The organism is Demequina pelophila (assembly GCF_000971175.1).
Classification (GTDB): domain Bacteria; phylum Actinomycetota; class Actinomycetes; order Actinomycetales; family Demequinaceae; genus Demequina; species Demequina pelophila.
The window spans coordinates 173,709-189,815 of record NZ_BBLY01000001.1; the positions used below are offsets into that span (position 1 = coordinate 173,709).

Consider the following 16,107-nt stretch of genomic DNA (forward strand, 5'->3'; position numbering starts at 1 on the left):
CCGCCTCTACGGCAACCTGGGCCAGCTCGCGTCCGTCAAGGCCGAGCGGCCGGGCATGCAGATCGCCGTCGGCGGCTGCCTCGCCCAGAAGGATCGCGGCGAGATCACCCGGCGCGCGCCCTGGGTGGACGTGGTGTTCGGCACCCACAACCTCGACGTGCTCCCCGTGCTGCTCGAGCGCGCCCGCCACAACGCCCAGGCGCAGGTCGAGATCGAGGAATCGCTCAAGGTCTTCCCCTCGACCCTGCCGTCGAAGCGCGACGCGATCGCCTCCGGCTGGGTGTCGATCTCGGTGGGCTGCAACAACACCTGCACCTTCTGCATCGTCCCCTCCCTGCGCGGCAAGGAGCGCGACCGCCGCCCGGGCGAGATCCTCGCCGAGGTCGAGGCGCTGGTCTCCCAGGGCGCCGTCGAGGTGACCCTGCTGGGCCAGAACGTCAACTCCTACGGCGTGGAGTTCGGCGACCGCGGCGCGTTCGCCAAGCTCCTGCGCGCGTGCGGGGCGATCGAGGGCCTCGAGCGCGTGCGCTTCACCTCGCCGCACCCGGCCGCGTTCACCGACGACGTCATCGCCGCGATGGCCGAGACGCCCACGGTCATGCCCAGCCTGCACATGCCGCTGCAGTCGGGCTCCGACCGCGTGCTGCGGGCGATGCGCCGCTCGTACCGGTCCGCGAAGTTCCTGGGCATCATCGACCGCGTGCGCGCGGCGATGCCCGACGCCGCGATCACCACGGACATCATCGTCGGCTTCCCCGGGGAGACCGACGAGGACTTCGAGGAGACGATGCGCGTGGTCGAGGCCTCGCGCTTCACCTCCGCGTACACGTTCCAGTACTCGCCGCGGCCCGGCACCCCGGCGTACGAGCTGCCGGTCATCCCCAAGGCCGTGGTCCAGGAGCGCTTCGAGCGCCTGGTCGCGCTGCAGGAGCGCATCACGCTCGAGGACTCGCAGTCCCTGGTGGGCCGCGACCTCGAGCTCATGGTGCTCGACGGCGGCGGCCGCAAGGACGGCGCCTCCGCGCGCCTGTCCGGGCGCGAGCCCGGCAACCGCCTGGTGCACTTCACCGTCCCCGAAGGCGCCGCCACGCCGCGCCCCGGCGACATGGTCACCGCGCGCATCACCCACGGGGCGCCGCACCACCTCATCGCCGACCCCGAGCCGGGCGCCCCGTACGTGGTGCGCGCGACCCGTGCCGGCGACGCGTGGGAGGCCGCGCAGTCGGACGACGGATGCGGGCCCGCCGACCCCTCGGCCGCCCCGGCCGGTCCCGTCGGGCTCGGCATCCCGACGCTGCGCGTCCCCACCCCGCGCCGCGCGTGACCTCCGCCCGGGAGGCGGACCCCGCCCGCGCATCGTCCCCCGCGATCGTCGCGATCGTCGGAGCGACCGCGACGGGCAAGTCCGCCGTGAGCCTCGAGCTCGCCCGCGCGCTGGGCGGCGAGGTGGTCAACTCGGACTCGATGCAGTTCTACCGGGGCATGGACATCGGCACGGCCAAGCTGCCCGTCGCCGAGCGACGCGGCGTGGTCCACCACCAGCTCGACATGCTCGACGTCCACGAGGACGCCTCCGTGGCGCGCTTCCAGCGCGAGGCGCGCGCGGACATCGCGGACATCCACGCGCGGGGACGGCGGGCGATCGTGGTCGGCGGCTCCGGGCTGTACCTGCGCGCGCTGCTCGATCGCTTCGACTTCCCCGGCACGGATCCGGCGCTGCGCGCGTCCCTCGAGGCGCGGGCGGAGGCCGAGGGGCCCGGCGTGCTCCATCGCGAGCTCGCCGAGCTCGACGCGGAGGCCGCCGCCAAGATCCCGGTCCAGAACGTCAAGCGCCTGGTGCGCGCCCTCGAGATCATTCGGCTGACGGGCTCCACCCAGAGCTCCCTGCCGCGGCACGAGTACTTCGCGCCCGCAGTGACCGTCGCCCTCACCGTGCCGTTCGAGGTGCTCGATCCGCGCATCGACGCCCGCGTCGACGCGATGTGGGAGGCCGGGCTGGTGGACGAGGTGCGCGCCCTGGAGGCGCGGGGCCTGCGCGACGGGGTCACCGCCCGCCGTGCCGTGGGCTACGCGGAGACGCTGAGGCACCTGGACGGCGAGCTGGACGCGGCCGAGACGCGCGACCTCATCGCGCAGCACACGCGCCGACTGGCCAGGAAGCAGCAGCAGTGGTGGCGGCCCGACCCGCGCGTGCGGTGGGTCGACGGGCCCGTGACCGCGGACGATGCGCCGCGCGCCGCCGCGGATGCCCTCGCCGTGGTGCGGGAGGCCGATGCCGCCCTCGCCGCGCGCTGATTAGGCTGGCCGCATGACTCTCGCGTTCACCAAGGGGCACGGCACGCAGAACGACTTCGTGCTGCTGTTCGACCCGGCCGGCACGATCGACCTCACGCCCGAGCTGGTGCGGTTCCTCGCCGACCGACGCGCGGGGCTCGGCGGCGACGGCGTCATCCGCGCGGTGCGCGCCGGGGCCGTGGACACGGGCGCGGGATTCGCGCCCGAGACGTGGTTCATGGACTACTGGAACGCGGACGGCACCACCGCGGAGATGTGCGGCAACGGCGCCCGGGTGTTCGGCGCGTTCATCGAGGCGTCCGCGGGGGTGACGCTGGGCGAGGGCACCGTCATCGGCACGCGCGGCGGACCCAAGACGCTCACCTCGCTGGGCGGCGGCCGCTACGCCGTGGGCATGGGGGAGTATCGCCTGGGCGACGCGGGCAAGGGATTCGATTCCGAGGTGGCCGCGCGCGGCCTCGAGCACGTGCGACCGGCCCTGTCCGTGGACATGGGCAACCCGCATCACGTGGTCGCGCTCGCACACCTCGACGAGCTGGCCGCGCTGGACCTAACGGTCGCGCCTCGGGTCGACCCGGTGCCGCCGCACGGCACCAACGTCGAGTTCGCGGTCGCGCTCGGGGAGCACGCGGTCGACGGCGAGACGCGCGGCCGCGTGCGCATGCGCGTCCACGAGCGCGGCTCGGGCGAGACCCGCTCGTGCGGCACGGGCGCGTGCGCCGTGGCCCTCGCGATGCGCGCCTGGGGCGGCGACGGCGCGCCGGACGTCTGGGACGTCGAGGTGCCCGGCGGGCTCGTCACCGTGCGGATCGAGGGCTCGTCGACCGTGCTCGAGGGGCCGGCCGTGCTGGTCGCGCACGGCGAGGTCGAGGCGGGGGACTAGCCCTCAGCCCTGGGCGGCCTCGACGCGCAGCACCCGGAAGCCCTTCGCGCTGCCCAGCTTCTCCACCGCGCCCCAGCCGCCGTTCTCCTCGCCGCGCGCCGCGAGCCACTTGGCGAGCGAGTCCGCGCCGAGGTTGCGCTGGACCACCAGGAACGCCTCGCCGCGGGGTGCGAGGCGCGGGAGCCACGCGTCGAGCAGGGCGTGCAGCGCCTCCTTGCCGATCCTGATGGGAGGGTTCGACCAGAGGGTGTCGAAGGACGCCTCGGCCGCGACCTCGATGGGCAGGCAGGCCACGAGCGGCGCGAGGGGGCGGCGCGCGGCCACCCGGGCCGCGTTCCGGCGCAACAGGTCCAGGGCCCGTTCGTTGACGTCTACGGCGACCACCGCATCGGCCCCGGACAATGCCGCGGTGAGGGCGATGGGTCCCCAGCCGCAGCCCAGGTCGAGCACGCGCCCGCGGGGCGCGGGCACGGTGCGCAGCAGCACCTGGGTGCCCAGGTCGACGTGGCCGGGGGAGAAGACGCCGGCGGCCGTCTCGAGCTCGAGCGGCTCGCCGGCGAGGGTCACGGAGATGAGGCGGCGCTCGTCCGCGGACGCCGGCCGGGCGGTGAAGTAGTGGTCCTCGCTCACCCCGTGAGAGTACCGGGGGACCGTGCGGCGACGGCCTGTCGAGGACACGCGCCGCGTGCGCGGCCGGGGTGAGACAATGGACGGACGTATGAGTGAACTTCCTTCTCCCGTCCCCGACCCCACCGCCGAGCAGTCCCGCGCCGATGCGGTGATCGACCGGGTCCTCTCGCGCGCCGGCACCGCGGTCGCCGAGGGCGGCACCCGTGTCACCGACTACGACGGCGACCAGTTCGAGCGCGACGAGCGCGCCGCGCTGCGCCGCGTCGCCAACCTCTCGACCGAGCTCGAGGACATCACCGAGGTCGAGTACCGCCAGCTGCGGCTCGAGAAGGTGGTGCTCGTGGGTCAGTGGAGCCATGGCAGCGCCGAGGACGCCGAGGTCTCGCTGCGCGAGCTCGCCGCGCTCGCGGAGACCGCCGGCTCGGAGGTGCTCGACGGCGTGCTGCAGCGCCGGCCCCACCCCGACCCGGCCACGTACGTAGGCAAGGGCAAGGCGCAGGAGGTCGCGGAGATCGTCGCGGCCGTGGGCGCGGACACCGTCATCGTCAACGACGACCTCGCGCCCAGCCAGCGCCGCGCGCTCGAGGACGTCGTCAAGGTCAAGGTGATCGACCGCACCGCGCTCATCCTGGACATCTTCGCCCAGCACGCGAAGTCCAAGGAGGGCAAGGCGCAGGTCGAGCTCGCGCAGCTCGAGTACCTGCTGCCGCGCCTGCGCGGCTGGGGTGAGTCGATGTCGCGCCAGGCCGGTGGCCAGGTGGGCGGCGCCGGCGCGGGCATGGGCTCGCGCGGTCCCGGTGAGACCAAGATCGAGCTGGACCGCCGCCGCATCCACACCCGCATGGCGCAGCTGCGCCGCCAGATCAAGGCGATGGAGCCCGCACGCGCCGTGCGCCGCGAGAAGCGGCTGGGCCTGCCGAACGTCGCGATCGTGGGCTACACCAACGCGGGCAAGTCGTCGCTCCTCAACCGCGTCACCGGCGCCGGCGTGCTCGTCGAGAACGCGCTCTTCGCGACCCTGGACCCGACCGTGCGCCGCTCGCAGACGCCCGACGGCCGCGCGTTCACCGTCTCCGACACGGTCGGCTTCGTGCGCGACCTGCCCCACCAGCTGGTCGCCGCCTTCGCCTCCACCCTGGAGGAGGTCGCGAACGCGGACCTCATGCTCCACGTCGTGGACGCCTCCCACCCGGACCCCGAGAGCCAGATCCGCGCCGTGCGCGAGGTGCTCTCCGACGTGCCCGGCGCGGACCAGGTCAAGGAGGTGCTGGTCCTCAACAAGGCCGACATCGCCGATCCCGACGTGCTGCTGCGCCTGCGCGCCCGCCGCGAGATGACCATCGAGGTCTCCGCGCTTACCGGCGCGGGCATCGACGAGCTCATGGCGCTCATCGGCCGCGAGCTCCCGCGCCCCAGCACCGAGGTCGACCTGGTGATCCCCTACACCCGCGGCGACCTGGTCTCCGAGGTGCACACGCGCGGCGAGGTGCTCTCCGAGACCCACGTGGCCGAGGGCACGCGCCTGCACGCCCTCGTCGACGAGCCGCTCGCGGGCCGCCTCGCCGAGGCCGCCGTCGCCACCGCCTGAGCGGGACCCCCATGACGGACGGCGGCGCGGACGCGCCCGAGACACACGACGTCGACGGACTGCTGGACGCGGCCGTCGGCGCGCTGGGCGGCGAGCCGCGCGCGGGGCAGCGGGACATGGCACGGGCGGTGGCCGATGCGCTGGCTGGGGACGCGCACGCCCTCATCCAGGCGGGCACGGGCACGGGAAAGTCGCTGGGATACCTGGTCCCGGCCGTCGCCCACGCGGTGCGCGCCCAGGAGCGCGTGGTGGTCTCCACGGCGACGCTCGCCCTCCAGCGCCAGGTGTTCACCAAGGATCTGCCCCTGGTCGCGGACGCGCTCACGCCCCTGTTGGGGAGGGAGCCCCGGCTCGCGCTCGTCAAGGGCCGCGCCAACTACGTGTGCGCCCACAAGCTCGACGGCGGCTACCCGGAGCCGGACGACGGCATGCTGCCCATCGCCGCCGGCCCCACCTCCGAGCTGGGCAAGGAGGTGGCGCGCCTGCACGAGTGGGCGGCCGAAACGGACACGGGGGACCGGGACGACCTGGTCCCGGGCGTGACCGGCCGGGCATGGGCCCAGGTGTCCGTCACCGGACGCGAGTGCCTCGAGTCCAAGTGCCCGGTGCTGGACCGGTGCTTCTCGCAGCGCTCGCGCGTCGAGGCCGCCGAGTCGGATGTGGTGGTCACCAACCACGCGATGCTGGGCGTCCAGGCCACGAGCCACGACATCCTGCCCGAGCACTCGGTGCTGGTGGTCGACGAGGCGCACGAGCTGGTCCAGCGCATCACGTCCTCCGCGACGCACGAGCTCACGGTCAACGCCGTCGGTCGGGCCTCGCGCGCCGCCCGGCGGTGCGGCCACGACACCGAGGCCATCGACCGCGCCGAGCGCCGGCTCGACGCCGCGTTGGGCGACTGCACTCCCGGCCGCCTGCGGCTCGGACTGCCCGAGGAGCTCGCCGTCGTCATCGAGGAGCTTCGCGGCGCGGTGCGCGCGGCCATGACGGCCGTGACCAAGGGTTCGGCGGACGAGAAGCCGGGCGGGACCGCGGGGAAGATCGCGACGGCCGCGCTGGGCGAGATCCACGACGTGTGCGAGGAACTTCAGGGCGAGCACGGCCGGGCGGTCATCTGGCTCGCCCCGCGCGACGGCGAGTACGACTCCCCGGTGGTGGAGCGCATCGTCTCCGCGCCGCTCGACGTGGCCGGCCTCATCCGCACCCGGCTGCTCGAGGAGAAGGCGTCCGTCATGACGTCCGCGACGCTGGCGCTGGGCGGCGACTTCGCCGCGATCTCGCGCCACCTGGGCGTCGACGATCCCATCACGCTCGACGCGGGCAGCCCGTTCGACTACCCGCGCCAGGGGATCCTCTACGTCGCCAAGCACCTGCCCAAGCCCGGCATGGGCGGCATCGGCGCCGAGGCGCTCGACGAGCTCGAGGCGCTGATCCGCGCCGCCGACGGCCGCACCCTCGGCCTGTTCTCCTCGCATCGCGCCGCCCAGGCGGCGGTCGAGGCGATGCGCGAGCGGCTCGACGTGCCGGTGCTCTACCAGCTCGACGACCAGCTGCCCACGCTCGTCGCGCGGTTCAAGGAGGACGAACGGGCCTGCCTGTTCGGCTCGACCTCGCTGTGGCAGGGCATCGACGTGCCCGGCGCGACCTCGAGCCTGGTGGTCATCGACCGCATCCCGTTCCCGCGCCCCGACGAGCCCATCGCGCAGGCGCGCACGGAGGCCGTCGCGGCGGCGGGCGGCAACGGCTTCATGGCGATCAGCGCCACCCACGCCGCGCTGCTCATGGCGCAGGGCGCGGGGCGGCTCATCCGGTCCTCGTCGGACCGCGGCGTGGTCGCCGTGCTCGACCCCCGGCTCGCGACCGCCCGGTACGGCGGCTTCCTCGCCCGGTCGATGCCGGAGCTGTGGCCCACGACGGACCGCGAGGTCGCGCTCGGGGCGCTCAGGAGGCTGCGCGGGGCCTGAGCCGCTCGGGGTTGAGGCGGCTCAGGGTCGGTGAGACGCGGGGTAGGTGAAACCTAGACCCGGCGCATCACGGACACCACGCGCCCCATGATGCGGGCGTGCGTGCCGTCGATGGGCGTGTACGCGGGGTTGTGCGGCATGAGCCACACCTGGCCGTCCTTGCGGCGGAAGGTCTTGACGGTGGCCTCGTCGTCCAGCAGTGCCGCGACGATGTCGCCGTTGACGGCGTCCTGCTGGCGGCGCACCACCACCCAGTCGCCGTCGCAGATGGCCGCGTCGATCATCGAGTCGCCGGACACCTTGAGCATGAACAGGTCGCCCTCGCCCGTGAGCTGACGCGGCAGCGCGAACGAGTCCTCGACGGCCTGGTCCGCGAGGATGGGCCCGCCGGCCGCGATGCGGCCCACCAGGGGGACCAGCGAGACGTCATCCGGCAGGGCGGGCTCGACCGGCTGGGTGACGGGGGACGATGCGCCGGCCGGCGCATCGTCCGGGGTCGCCTCGACGGGGGGCGCCGGGGGAGCGGCGGGCTCCTCGCCGGGGAGCAGCACCTCGATCGCGCGCGGGCGGTGGGGGTCGCGGCGCAGCACGCCCTTGGCCTCGAGGGCGGTGAGCTGGTGCTTGACGGACGAGGTCGAGGTGAGGCCCACGGCCTCGCCGATCTCCCGCATCGACGGCGGGTAGCCGCGCTCGGCCATCGCGGAGCGGATGCAGTCGACCACGGCGCGCTGGCGCGCGGTGAGTCCGGTCTCCGGATCGCGCAGCTCGTGGATCGTCGCGTCCCGCCGCTCGGCCATCGCAGCCCCCTTCGATGTCAGACCCCGGTGGTCCTCTTGTCTCATGACAGTAGGGCAGGACGCGGCTCGAATCAAACATATGTTCGATCGTGTCTTGCGGCTGTCGGACCGCCGGTGTACAACTAGAACATACGTTCGATAGAACAGGTGTTCGAACGCGAAGTGTTCGACCAGGGAGGACCACCATGAGCATCTATGCACCGCAGACCGCGCAGGCCCGGGCTCGCCGCCGCCGTGCCGGCCGCACCGTGACCGTCGTGGGGCTGCTCGCCCTCGCCGGCGTCGTCGCGCCGCAGGCGTTCGCCTCGGACGGGGAGGCCGTGTCGGCGCCCGTCGACACGCACACGGTGGTGGCGGGGGAGACCCTGTGGGAGATCGCGACCGACCTCACCGCGCAGGGCCACGACGTCCGCGACACCGTCGCGCGCATCCAGCGCCTCAACGCGATGCCCACCACCTCGCTCGACGCAGGCCAGCAGATCTACGTCCCCGTCGCCGGCTGACGCGCCTACCGGGCCCATCCAGGGCCGACGGGTCGTGCCGGCCTCCCGGGCAGGGCCCTATCCTCGTGGCAGAGTGGGGGCATGCACTGCCCGTTCTGCCGCCATTCCGACTCGCGCGTGGTCGACTCGCGCACCGCGGACGACGGGTCGTCCATCCGTCGTCGGCGTGAGTGCCCCAACTGCGGGCGCCGGTTCTCCACGGTGGAGACCGCGAGCCTCTCGGTGCTGAAGCGCAACGGCGTCTCCGAGCCGTTCAGCCGGGACAAGATCGTCTCGGGCGTGCGCAAGGCCTGCCAGGGCCGACCGGTCAGCGACGACGACCTCGCCCTCCTCGCGCAGCGCGTCGAGGAGGCCATCCGCTCACGGGGCCAGGCCGAGATCGACGCGCTCGAGATCGGCCTCGCGATCCTGCCCCCGCTGAGGGAGCTCGACAAGATCGCGTACCTGCGATTCGCGAGCGTCTACCAGGCGTTCGAGACCCTCGAGGACTTCGAGTCCGCGATCGCGCAGCTGCGCTCCGAGGACGCCGCGGCGCAGGACTCCAACCCGGCCTGACGCGCCCGCACCAGCCTCATCCAGCCGCGCCCCACGTCACTCCTCCACACGAAAAATCACCCCTCCACACACCTTCGGCGTGTCGTGCGGCGTGTCGCGCCGATATTGGCCGATTCGGGCCCATTCCGGCCCGAGCTGTGTGGAGGGGTGACGTGAGAAGGACGGGGTGTCGAGGCTAGGACAGCACGCGCAGGCGCACCGTGCCCGGCATGCTGCGCAGCGCCTCGATCGAGGCGTCGTCGAGGCCCGAGGCCACGTCCGTGACCACGTAGCCGAGCTCCCCGCGGGTGCCCAGCAGCTGCGCCTCGATGTTGACGCCGTGCGTGGCGAAGACCGAGTTGACGGCGGCGAGGACGCCCGGCACGTTCTCGTGCAGGTGCGCGATGCGGTGCTTCGCGGACGGGTGCTCGAGGGAGAGATTGGGGAGGTTGACGCTCAGCGAGGTCGAGCCGTGCCACATGTAGTCGCGCAGGCGCGTGGCGACGAAGATGCCGATGTCGCGCTGGGCCTCCTCCGTGGAGCCGCCGATGTGCGGCGTGAGGATCACGTTCGACATGTTCTGCAGCGGGCTGTCGAACGGGTCGCCCGTCTTCTTGGGCTCGACCGGGAACACGTCGACGGCGGCGCCGCCCAGGTGGCCGGACTCGAGGGCGGCCTTGAGCGCCTCGACGTCGACGATGAAGCCGCGCGAGAGGTTCAGCAGGATCGCGCCGGGCTTCATGGTCTCGAGCTGCTCACGGCCGAAGAAGCCGGCGTTGCCGGGGCGCCCGTCCACGTGCAGGGTGACGATGTCCGCCTCGCGCAGCAGCGCCGTGAGGCTGGGCATGGGGGTCGCATTGCCCAGCGCGAGCTTCTCCTGCATGTCGTAGAAGATGACGTTCATGCCGAGCGCCTCGGCGATGACCGACAGCTGCGAGCCGATGTTGCCGTAGCCGACGATGCCGAGCGTGCGGCCGCGGATCTCGTGGGCGCCGGTGGCCGACTTGGACCACACGCCCTCGTGCAGGGAGCGGTTGTGGTCGGGCAGGCGCCGCGTGAGGGAGATCATCTCCGACACCGCGAGCTCCACGACGGAGCGCGTGTTCGCGAACGGGGCGTTGAAGGCCGCGATGCCGGCACGGGCGGCCGCATCGAGGTCGATCTGGTTGGTGCCGATCGAGAAGGCGCCCACCGCGATGAGCGAGGGGGCGGACTCGATGACGCGCTCGGTGAGCTGCGTCTTGGACCGGATGCCCAGCATCTGGACGCCGTCGAGGGCGGCGATCAGCTCGTCCTCGTCCATCGCGCCGCCGTGGGCCTCGACCTCGACGCCGGCGCCGGTCAGGATCTCGGTGGCCTTGGGGTGAAGGTTCTCAAGTAGAAGTGCTCGCACGAGGGCTATCGTCTCGCACTTTTGGGTGACGGCAAATCGACGCAGGTGGCAGAGTGCCCTCATGAGGTCCGTGTCGCGTGTCACCGTCGTCGCCGCCGCCGCGGCCGCGGTGTTCGTCGCGGGTGCCTGGTGGCACGGCGTCACGTGGAGCGACGTGCGCCACTGGGGCACCCCGCGCAACGTGATCGAGGCGGAGGGGGAGGCGGTCCGCATTCCGCTGCCTCAGGGCGAGACCGAGCGGATCAGGCCGCGGGTCACGGCCCTCACCGCGGGCGCCTACGAGTTCCTGTTCCCCACGGGCGGCGCGGGCGGCGGTCCGGTGCGCTACGACCCCTGCCGCGAGGTGGAGTGGGTGATCGCGGATCACCTCATGCCCGACGGCGTGGAGCCGCTGGTGCACGCCGCGGTGGCGCGGGTGCAGGAGGCGACGGGGCTGGCCTTCGCGTACGAGGGCTACACGGACGAGCCCGTGTCCTTCGACCGGGCCCTCATCCAGGAGCGGTACGGCGACCGCTTCGCGCCCGTGCTCCTCGGGTTCCAGAACGAGGCCCAGAACCCGGACCTGAAGGGGTCGGTCACCGGGCTGGGAGGCTCGTCGGCCGTGCCGGGCGCCTATGGCGACGAGATGTGGCTGCGCGCGGGCGTAGTCACGCTCGACTTCGAGGACCTGGCCGGCATCCTGCGCAACGAGAGCGACGGCGCGGCGCTCGCCGAGGCGGTCATCGCACACGAGCTCGCCCACGTGGTGGGTCTCGCGCACGTCGCCGACACGAGCGAGCTCATGCACGAGTCCAACCTGCGCCTGCTCGACTGGGGCGACGGGGACCTCGCCGGCCTCGCGGTCGCGGGCTCCGGGGCGTGCGAGGACGTCTGACCGTCGCGCAGGCCGCCGGCCGGGAGGACTCGGTCAGGCGCGACCCGCTCGATCAGGACCCGCTCAGGCGGGACCCAGGCCTGCCGGGAGATCCTCGGCGTGCACCACCTCGAGGCGGCGCGTGGGACGCGTGAGCGCCACGTAGAGGTCGCCCGGACGCCTGGCGATGAGCGACGGCTCCACCACGACGGCCACGTCGAACTCGAGGCCCTTGGACTCGCGAGCGGTCATGACGGAGATGCCGGTGCCGCTCAGCGCGTTGCGCAGGCGCGGGTGCATCGACCGGTCCGCGACCACGGCCACCAGGCCGCCCTCGCCGTCCACGAACTCCTCGGCGCGCGCGCGGGCGATCCGCGCCGCACTCGCGACCGCATCGTCCCCCCGGGTGAAGGCGACCGCGTCGTCCAGCTCGCGCGCGGCGCTCAGCTCGCTCACGGGAAGGCCCGCGGCCTTCGCGTAGGCCTGCGCCGCATCGGCCACCGGGGCCGGGATGCGATAGGAGATGGTGAGCTCGCGCAGCTCCCACGAGGACTCGAACAGCGGGTCCATCGCCTCGGGCCACCAGCGGGTGCCGGCCACGGAGGCGGTCTGCGCCACGTCGCCCACGATGGTGAAGGAGCGCGTGGGGCAGCGGCGCAGCAGCATGCGCCACGCCATGGGGGAGAGCTCCTGGGCCTCGTCGACCACCACGTGGCCGTAGGTCCACGTGCGGTCGCCCCGGGCGCGCTCGGCGACGGTGAGGCGGGCGGTGCCCGACTTCATGCGCGAGGCGAGGGCCTCGGCGGTCACCATGCCGCCGTCGCCAAAGGTGTCGAGCACGTCGCGGGCGTACTCGATCTCCTCGGTGGTGGGCTCGTCGCCGCGCGGGCGGCGGCCGCCGGGCATCTCGCCCAGCAGCTCCGCGGCCTCGTCGAGCAGCGGCACGTCGGCCTCGGTGAACGGCATCGAGGCGGGGCGCAGCAGCAGGTCGCGCTCGTCGCGCGCGAGCTTGCGGGCGGCGTGGTCGAGCAGGTGCGCCTTGGAGAACAGGTCGCGGATGAGCTGCTGCGGCGTCACCGGCAGCCAGCACAGGTTGATCGCCACGCGCACGTCGCGGCTGTCGCGGACGTCGCGCTCGAGCTCGAGCCGGTCCTCGTCGCCCACCGTGTAGTCGAGCTGGTCGAGCAGCTGGCGGGTGAGGCGGGTGATCATCTCCTTGGCGAAGACGGCGCGCGCCTCGTTGTGCGGACGGCCGTCGCGGCGGGCCTTCGCCTGCGCCTCCTTGACGTCACCGCGCCGCACCACGACGGTGCGGCCGTCGATGCGGATCTCCTGGTCGCGGCGGGGCACGCGCTGGCGCTCGCGGACGGCGGCCTTGATGACCGCGGCCATCGCGGTGCGGCCCTTGACTTCCGCGGAGTCGTCGGGCTCGACGCCCGTGAACTCGACGCCGGGCACCAGGCCGCCGAGCGTGGTCGACACGGCGCCGGTCTCGCCCAGCGAGGGCAGCACGTGGTCGATGTAGCGCAGGAAGGTCTTCGAGGGGCCGATGAGCAGCACGCCGCGGGACTCGAGCTGCTCGCGGTGGTGGTACAGCAGGAACGCGGCACGATGCAGGGCCACGGCGGTCTTGCCCGAACCCGGGCCGCCCTGGACCACCAGCGCGCCGGTCATGGGGGCGCGGATCACCGCGTCCTGCTCGGCCTGGATGGTGGCGACGATGTCGCCCATCCGGCCCGTGCGCCGCGCGCCGAGCGCGGCCAGCAGGGCGCCCTCGCCGGCGAGCGCCGCATCGGCGCCCGACTCACGCAGCGCCTCGACGTCGAGCACATCGTCCTCGACCGCGGTGACGCGGCGGCCGGCGGTGGTGAGGTGACGGCGGTTGACCACGTCGCCCGGGGTGGCGGCGGTCGCTGAGTAGAAGGCCTGTGCGGCGGGCGCGCGCCAGTCCGTCAGCAGCGGCTGGTGCTCCTCGTCCGACAGCCCGATGCGGCCCACGTAGAAGCGGTGGCCGTCGCGCAGGTCCAGGCGGCCGAAGCACAGGCGATCCTCGACCGCGTCGAGCTGGGAGATCCGGTCCTCGTAGAGCGTCGCGAAGGCGTCGCGCTCGGAGCGGTTCTGCGGTGATCCCGACGGACCCTCGCGGCGGATCGCGGCGAGCCGGTGCTCCGCCTCACCCCGCAGCGCGTCCAGACGCCCGTACAGGCCGTCGACCACCGTCTGCTCGGCCGCCAGCCCGCTGCGCTCGGCCGTCAGGCCTCGCTCGTTCCCCATCGGCATACCCTTCACCCGCGTCGCGTTGTCCTTCGACAAGGCGGTCCACCATTATTCCGCATCCGGAAGGGTGCGCGGTAGCGCCGTGACGCCCGGGCGTTTCGCGCATAGGCGAACCTCGACCGGGGAGCCGCCGGTCGGTGCGAGGATGGAGGAATCATGGAACGACCTCTCCTCACGTGGGACCCCGAGGGGGTCCAGGCCTGGGCGGACACGGCCCCGCGCGCCGGCGCCGTGCTCGTCCACTCCCTGCGCGGGTTCGTCGACGCCGGGCGCGCGGGCGCGCTCGTCGCGGAGGAGCTGCTCGAGAAGGGGGACCCGGTCCGGATCGCGTCCTTCGACATCGACCAGCTGCTCGACTACCGCTCCCGCCGGCCCGAGATGACGTTCTCGGTCAACCAGTGGACCTCGTACGACGAGCCGCACCTCGACCTCGACCTGGTCCACGACGAGGAGGGGCGCGCCTACCTGCTGCTGCACGGCTTCGAGCCCGACATCCAGTGGGAGCGCTACATCAAGGAGGTCCGGTCCATCGTGGAGCGGATGGGCGTGGAACTCACGCTCGGCACGCACGGGATTCCCATGGCGGTGCCGCACACGCGCGACCTCATGGTCACCATCCACGGCACGGATCAGGACCTGCTGCCCGACACCCCGAGCCTCTTCGGCACCGTCACGGTGCCGGCGTCCGCCCAGAACCTGCTCGAGTACCGGTTCGGGCAGTGGGGGCTCACGTGCGTCAACGTGGCGGTCCACGTGCCCCACTACCTGGCCCAGTCGTCGTATCCCCAGGCGGCGCAGCGCGCGCTCGCGTCGGTGGCGGACATCTCCGGTCTCGCCGTGGACGGCGGGGACCTCGACGAGGCCGCCTCCCGCGCCGACGAGGAGATCGCCCGCCAGATGTCCGAGAGCGAGGAGGTCCAGGCGCTGGTCGCCGCGCTCGAGGAGCAGTACGACGCCTTCCAGGAGGCGCGCGGCGAGGGCGCGGTGGACGAGGCATCCCTGCCCTCCGCGGACGAATTGGCGGCAGAATTCGAGAAATTCCTCGCTCAACAGCGCCGTGAGCCTCCCAACGGCGCCTGATATCTGCCACACTGGTCCCGGTTGCAGTACGTAGTGAGCAAGACCTGTCTTGACCGGACGGGGTGCGAGCCATTGCGGCGACGAGGCCGGACACGGTGTTCGGCCTTCCCGTCCCCGGGCATGACAGGTAAGGAAATACGCATGGCACAGGGCTCTGTGAAGTGGTTCAACGCTGAGAAGGGCTACGGCTTCATCGCTCAGGATGGCGGCGGCGCGGACGTGTTCGTCCACTTCTCCGCGATTCAGTCCGAGGGCTACCGCTCGCTCGAGGAGGCGCAGCGCGTCGAGTTCGAGGTCACCAACGGCCCCAAGGGCCCCCAGGCGGAGGCTGTTCGCCCCATCTGATGGCTTGAGTGAAGGCCGCCGTCCCGTTGCGGGGCGGCGGCCTTCGTCGTTCCCGGGGACGATGCGCGCCCGGGTGGGATCTCGACCCGGGCCGATGCGGTGGCCGGGCGGGCTACCCCCGCCAGTTCGGGTCGACCCCGGTGGGCAGGGGCGCCGACGAGGCGTAGCGGCGCAGGGCGTCGACGTCGAGGCCGGTCGCGGTGCCCGCCCCCGCATCGTCGCCCGCCGCCGCATCGTCCGCCGGCCTGACCGCGGCCAGGACCACGTTGCCGCGGCGCTTGCCGCGCAGGACCGCGTGCTCGCCGATGGCGACGGCGGCGCCGAAGGCCGCCCGCGCGGCCGCGGCGTCGGGGGAGACCGCGCCGGGCCGCGTGCCCACGTTCGCGAGCACGAGGCCGCCCGGGCGCAGGGCGCGCCGGGCGTGCCCCCACCACTCGGGCGTGGCCAGGTGGGCCGGAGTGGTGTCGCCCGCGAACGCGTCGCGCACCACCAGGTCGAGGCTCCGGTCCCGCCGCGACTCGAGCGCCGCGAGGCCGTCCTGCTCGCGGATGCGCAGCCGGGGGCTGCGCGGCAGGTCCCACCACGTGCGCACCAGCTCCGGGAGCGTGGCGTCGATGTCGACCGCGATGTGCCCCGAGTCCGGATAGCGGTGCGCGAGGTGGCGGGGGAACGTGCAGGCGGCCGCGCCCACGTGGAGGGCGAGCATGCGCGCCGGCGGCGACCAGGCCGCGACCGCGGCGGACAGATGGCGCATGTACTCGAAGTCCAGCACCTCCGGATCCGGATGCAGCGGAGAACTGGGAACATCATTGACCCACAGGAACGTTGTCCCGTCAGGCTCGTCTCGCAATTCGGCGGCACCGGTGGCGATCGTGAACGGGACGCCACGGCGGACGTCGGGGGCGGGGCGCGCGAACTTGCGGCGAGACATAGGTCTCACCGTAACCGTCCCGTCTGGAATCCCC

15 protein-coding genes are annotated in these 16,107 nt (G+C 73.1%); 10 read left to right on the top strand and 5 right to left on the bottom strand.

What is annotated here, in order from left to right:
* The 3 genes from miaB to dapF all read left to right on the top strand — a co-directional run.
* Positions 1-1,324: tRNA (N6-isopentenyl adenosine(37)-C2)-methylthiotransferase MiaB (miaB, locus tag AOM03_RS00845; RefSeq protein ID WP_062377351.1), on the top strand; the 1,324-nt coding region annotated here is incomplete at its 5' end.
* Positions 1,321-2,295 carry a tRNA (adenosine(37)-N6)-dimethylallyltransferase MiaA gene (gene miaA, locus AOM03_RS00850; RefSeq protein WP_062377353.1) on the top strand — a complete coding sequence of 325 codons (975 nt, stop codon included), beginning with the start codon at positions 1,321-1,323 and terminating at the stop codon, positions 2,293-2,295. The genes miaB and miaA, both read left to right, overlap by 4 nt.
* A 13-nt stretch (positions 2,296-2,308) precedes the next feature.
* A complete protein-coding gene (dapF, locus tag AOM03_RS00855; protein ID WP_062377355.1) occupies positions 2,309-3,178 on the top strand; it encodes a diaminopimelate epimerase in 870 nt (289 codons plus the stop codon).
* 3 nt (positions 3,179-3,181) lie between these two features.
* Here dapF and AOM03_RS00860 read toward each other — a convergent pair whose 3' ends face one another.
* Entirely contained in the window at positions 3,182-3,808 is a 627-nt protein-coding gene (locus AOM03_RS00860; RefSeq protein WP_062377357.1) for a class I SAM-dependent methyltransferase, read from the bottom strand.
* 76 nt (positions 3,809-3,884) lie between these two features.
* Between AOM03_RS00860 and hflX the strand changes: the two genes are divergently transcribed.
* A complete protein-coding gene (hflX, locus tag AOM03_RS00865) occupies positions 3,885-5,396 on the top strand; it encodes a GTPase HflX (protein WP_439645010.1) in 1,512 nt (503 codons plus the stop codon).
* A gap of 11 nt (positions 5,397-5,407) precedes the next feature.
* Positions 5,408-7,360 carry an ATP-dependent DNA helicase gene (locus AOM03_RS00870; RefSeq protein WP_062377361.1) on the top strand — a complete coding sequence of 651 codons (1,953 nt, stop codon included), beginning with the start codon at positions 5,408-5,410 and terminating at the stop codon, positions 7,358-7,360.
* 53 nt (positions 7,361-7,413) lie between these two features.
* Here the strand turns inward: AOM03_RS00870 and lexA are convergent, their stop codons facing one another.
* Positions 7,414-8,157 (bottom strand): transcriptional repressor LexA, encoded by a 744-nt coding sequence (gene lexA / locus AOM03_RS00875; protein WP_062377363.1) that lies wholly within the window; start codon positions 8,155-8,157, stop codon positions 7,414-7,416.
* A gap of 185 nt (positions 8,158-8,342) precedes the next feature.
* On the opposite strand from lexA, the gene AOM03_RS00880 reads away from it, so the two are divergent.
* Together AOM03_RS00880 and nrdR are read left to right on the top strand one after the other, a co-directional pair.
* Positions 8,343-8,660 (top strand): LysM peptidoglycan-binding domain-containing protein, encoded by a 318-nt coding sequence (locus AOM03_RS00880; RefSeq protein ID WP_062377365.1) that lies wholly within the window; start codon positions 8,343-8,345, stop codon positions 8,658-8,660.
* Positions 8,661-8,741: 81 nt separating this feature from the next.
* On the top strand, positions 8,742-9,215 hold the full coding sequence (gene nrdR, locus AOM03_RS00885) for a transcriptional regulator NrdR (protein WP_062377367.1): 474 nt from the start codon (positions 8,742-8,744) through the stop codon (positions 9,213-9,215).
* Between the two features lie 175 nt (positions 9,216-9,390).
* Here nrdR and serA read toward each other — a convergent pair whose 3' ends face one another.
* Positions 9,391-10,587, bottom strand: coding sequence for a phosphoglycerate dehydrogenase (gene serA, locus AOM03_RS00890; protein ID WP_439645011.1), 1,197 nt, complete (start codon positions 10,585-10,587; stop codon positions 9,391-9,393).
* A 61-nt stretch (positions 10,588-10,648) separates the two neighbouring features.
* Between serA and AOM03_RS00895 the strand changes: the two genes are divergently transcribed.
* Positions 10,649-11,461 carry a hypothetical protein gene (locus AOM03_RS00895; RefSeq protein ID WP_062377368.1) on the top strand — a complete coding sequence of 271 codons (813 nt, stop codon included), beginning with the start codon at positions 10,649-10,651 and terminating at the stop codon, positions 11,459-11,461.
* A gap of 63 nt (positions 11,462-11,524) precedes the next feature.
* Here the strand turns inward: AOM03_RS00895 and AOM03_RS00900 are convergent, their stop codons facing one another.
* Positions 11,525-13,714, bottom strand: coding sequence for a HelD family protein (locus AOM03_RS00900; RefSeq protein WP_062377370.1), 2,190 nt, complete (start codon positions 13,712-13,714; stop codon positions 11,525-11,527).
* Between the two features lie 159 nt (positions 13,715-13,873).
* Here AOM03_RS00900 and AOM03_RS00905 point away from each other — a divergent pair, with 159 nt between their 5' ends.
* Both AOM03_RS00905 and AOM03_RS00910 read left to right on the top strand, forming a co-directional pair.
* Positions 13,874-14,797: a PAC2 family protein gene (locus AOM03_RS00905; protein ID WP_062377372.1), complete on the top strand. Its 924-nt coding sequence runs from the start codon at positions 13,874-13,876 to the stop codon at positions 14,795-14,797.
* A gap of 141 nt (positions 14,798-14,938) precedes the next feature.
* Positions 14,939-15,142 (top strand): cold-shock protein, encoded by a 204-nt coding sequence (locus AOM03_RS00910; RefSeq protein ID WP_062377375.1) that lies wholly within the window; start codon positions 14,939-14,941, stop codon positions 15,140-15,142.
* 112 nt (positions 15,143-15,254) lie between these two features.
* Here the strand turns inward: AOM03_RS00910 and AOM03_RS00915 are convergent, their stop codons facing one another.
* Positions 15,255-16,073, bottom strand: a complete 819-nt coding sequence (locus tag AOM03_RS00915) for a spermidine synthase (protein ID WP_162197252.1) — start codon at positions 16,071-16,073, stop codon at positions 15,255-15,257.
* Positions 16,074-16,107: the final 34 nt, after the last annotated feature.

Excerpts from the sequence above, each read along its gene's own strand:
- dapF (WP_062377355.1), top strand. The coding sequence starts at position 2,309 with ATGACTCTCGCGTTCACCAAGGGGCACGGCACGCAGAACGACTTCGTG.
- hflX (WP_439645010.1), top strand. The coding sequence starts at position 3,885 with ATGGACGGACGTATGAGTGAACTTCCTTCTCCCGTCCCCGACCCCACC.
- AOM03_RS00870 (WP_062377361.1), top strand. The coding sequence starts at position 5,408 with ATGACGGACGGCGGCGCGGACGCGCCCGAGACACACGACGTCGACGGA.
- lexA (WP_062377363.1), bottom strand. The coding sequence starts at position 8,157 with ATGGCCGAGCGGCGGGACGCGACGATCCACGAGCTGCGCGATCCGGAG.
- AOM03_RS00880 (WP_062377365.1), top strand. The coding sequence starts at position 8,343 with ATGAGCATCTATGCACCGCAGACCGCGCAGGCCCGGGCTCGCCGCCGC.
- nrdR (WP_062377367.1), top strand. The coding sequence starts at position 8,742 with ATGCACTGCCCGTTCTGCCGCCATTCCGACTCGCGCGTGGTCGACTCG.
- AOM03_RS00895 (WP_062377368.1), top strand. The coding sequence starts at position 10,649 with ATGAGGTCCGTGTCGCGTGTCACCGTCGTCGCCGCCGCCGCGGCCGCG.
- AOM03_RS00900 (WP_062377370.1), bottom strand. The coding sequence starts at position 13,714 with ATGGGGAACGAGCGAGGCCTGACGGCCGAGCGCAGCGGGCTGGCGGCC.
- AOM03_RS00905 (WP_062377372.1), top strand. The coding sequence starts at position 13,874 with ATGGAACGACCTCTCCTCACGTGGGACCCCGAGGGGGTCCAGGCCTGG.
- AOM03_RS00910 (WP_062377375.1), top strand. The coding sequence starts at position 14,939 with ATGGCACAGGGCTCTGTGAAGTGGTTCAACGCTGAGAAGGGCTACGGC.
- AOM03_RS00915 (WP_162197252.1), bottom strand. The coding sequence starts at position 16,073 with ATGTCTCGCCGCAAGTTCGCGCGCCCCGCCCCCGACGTCCGCCGTGGC.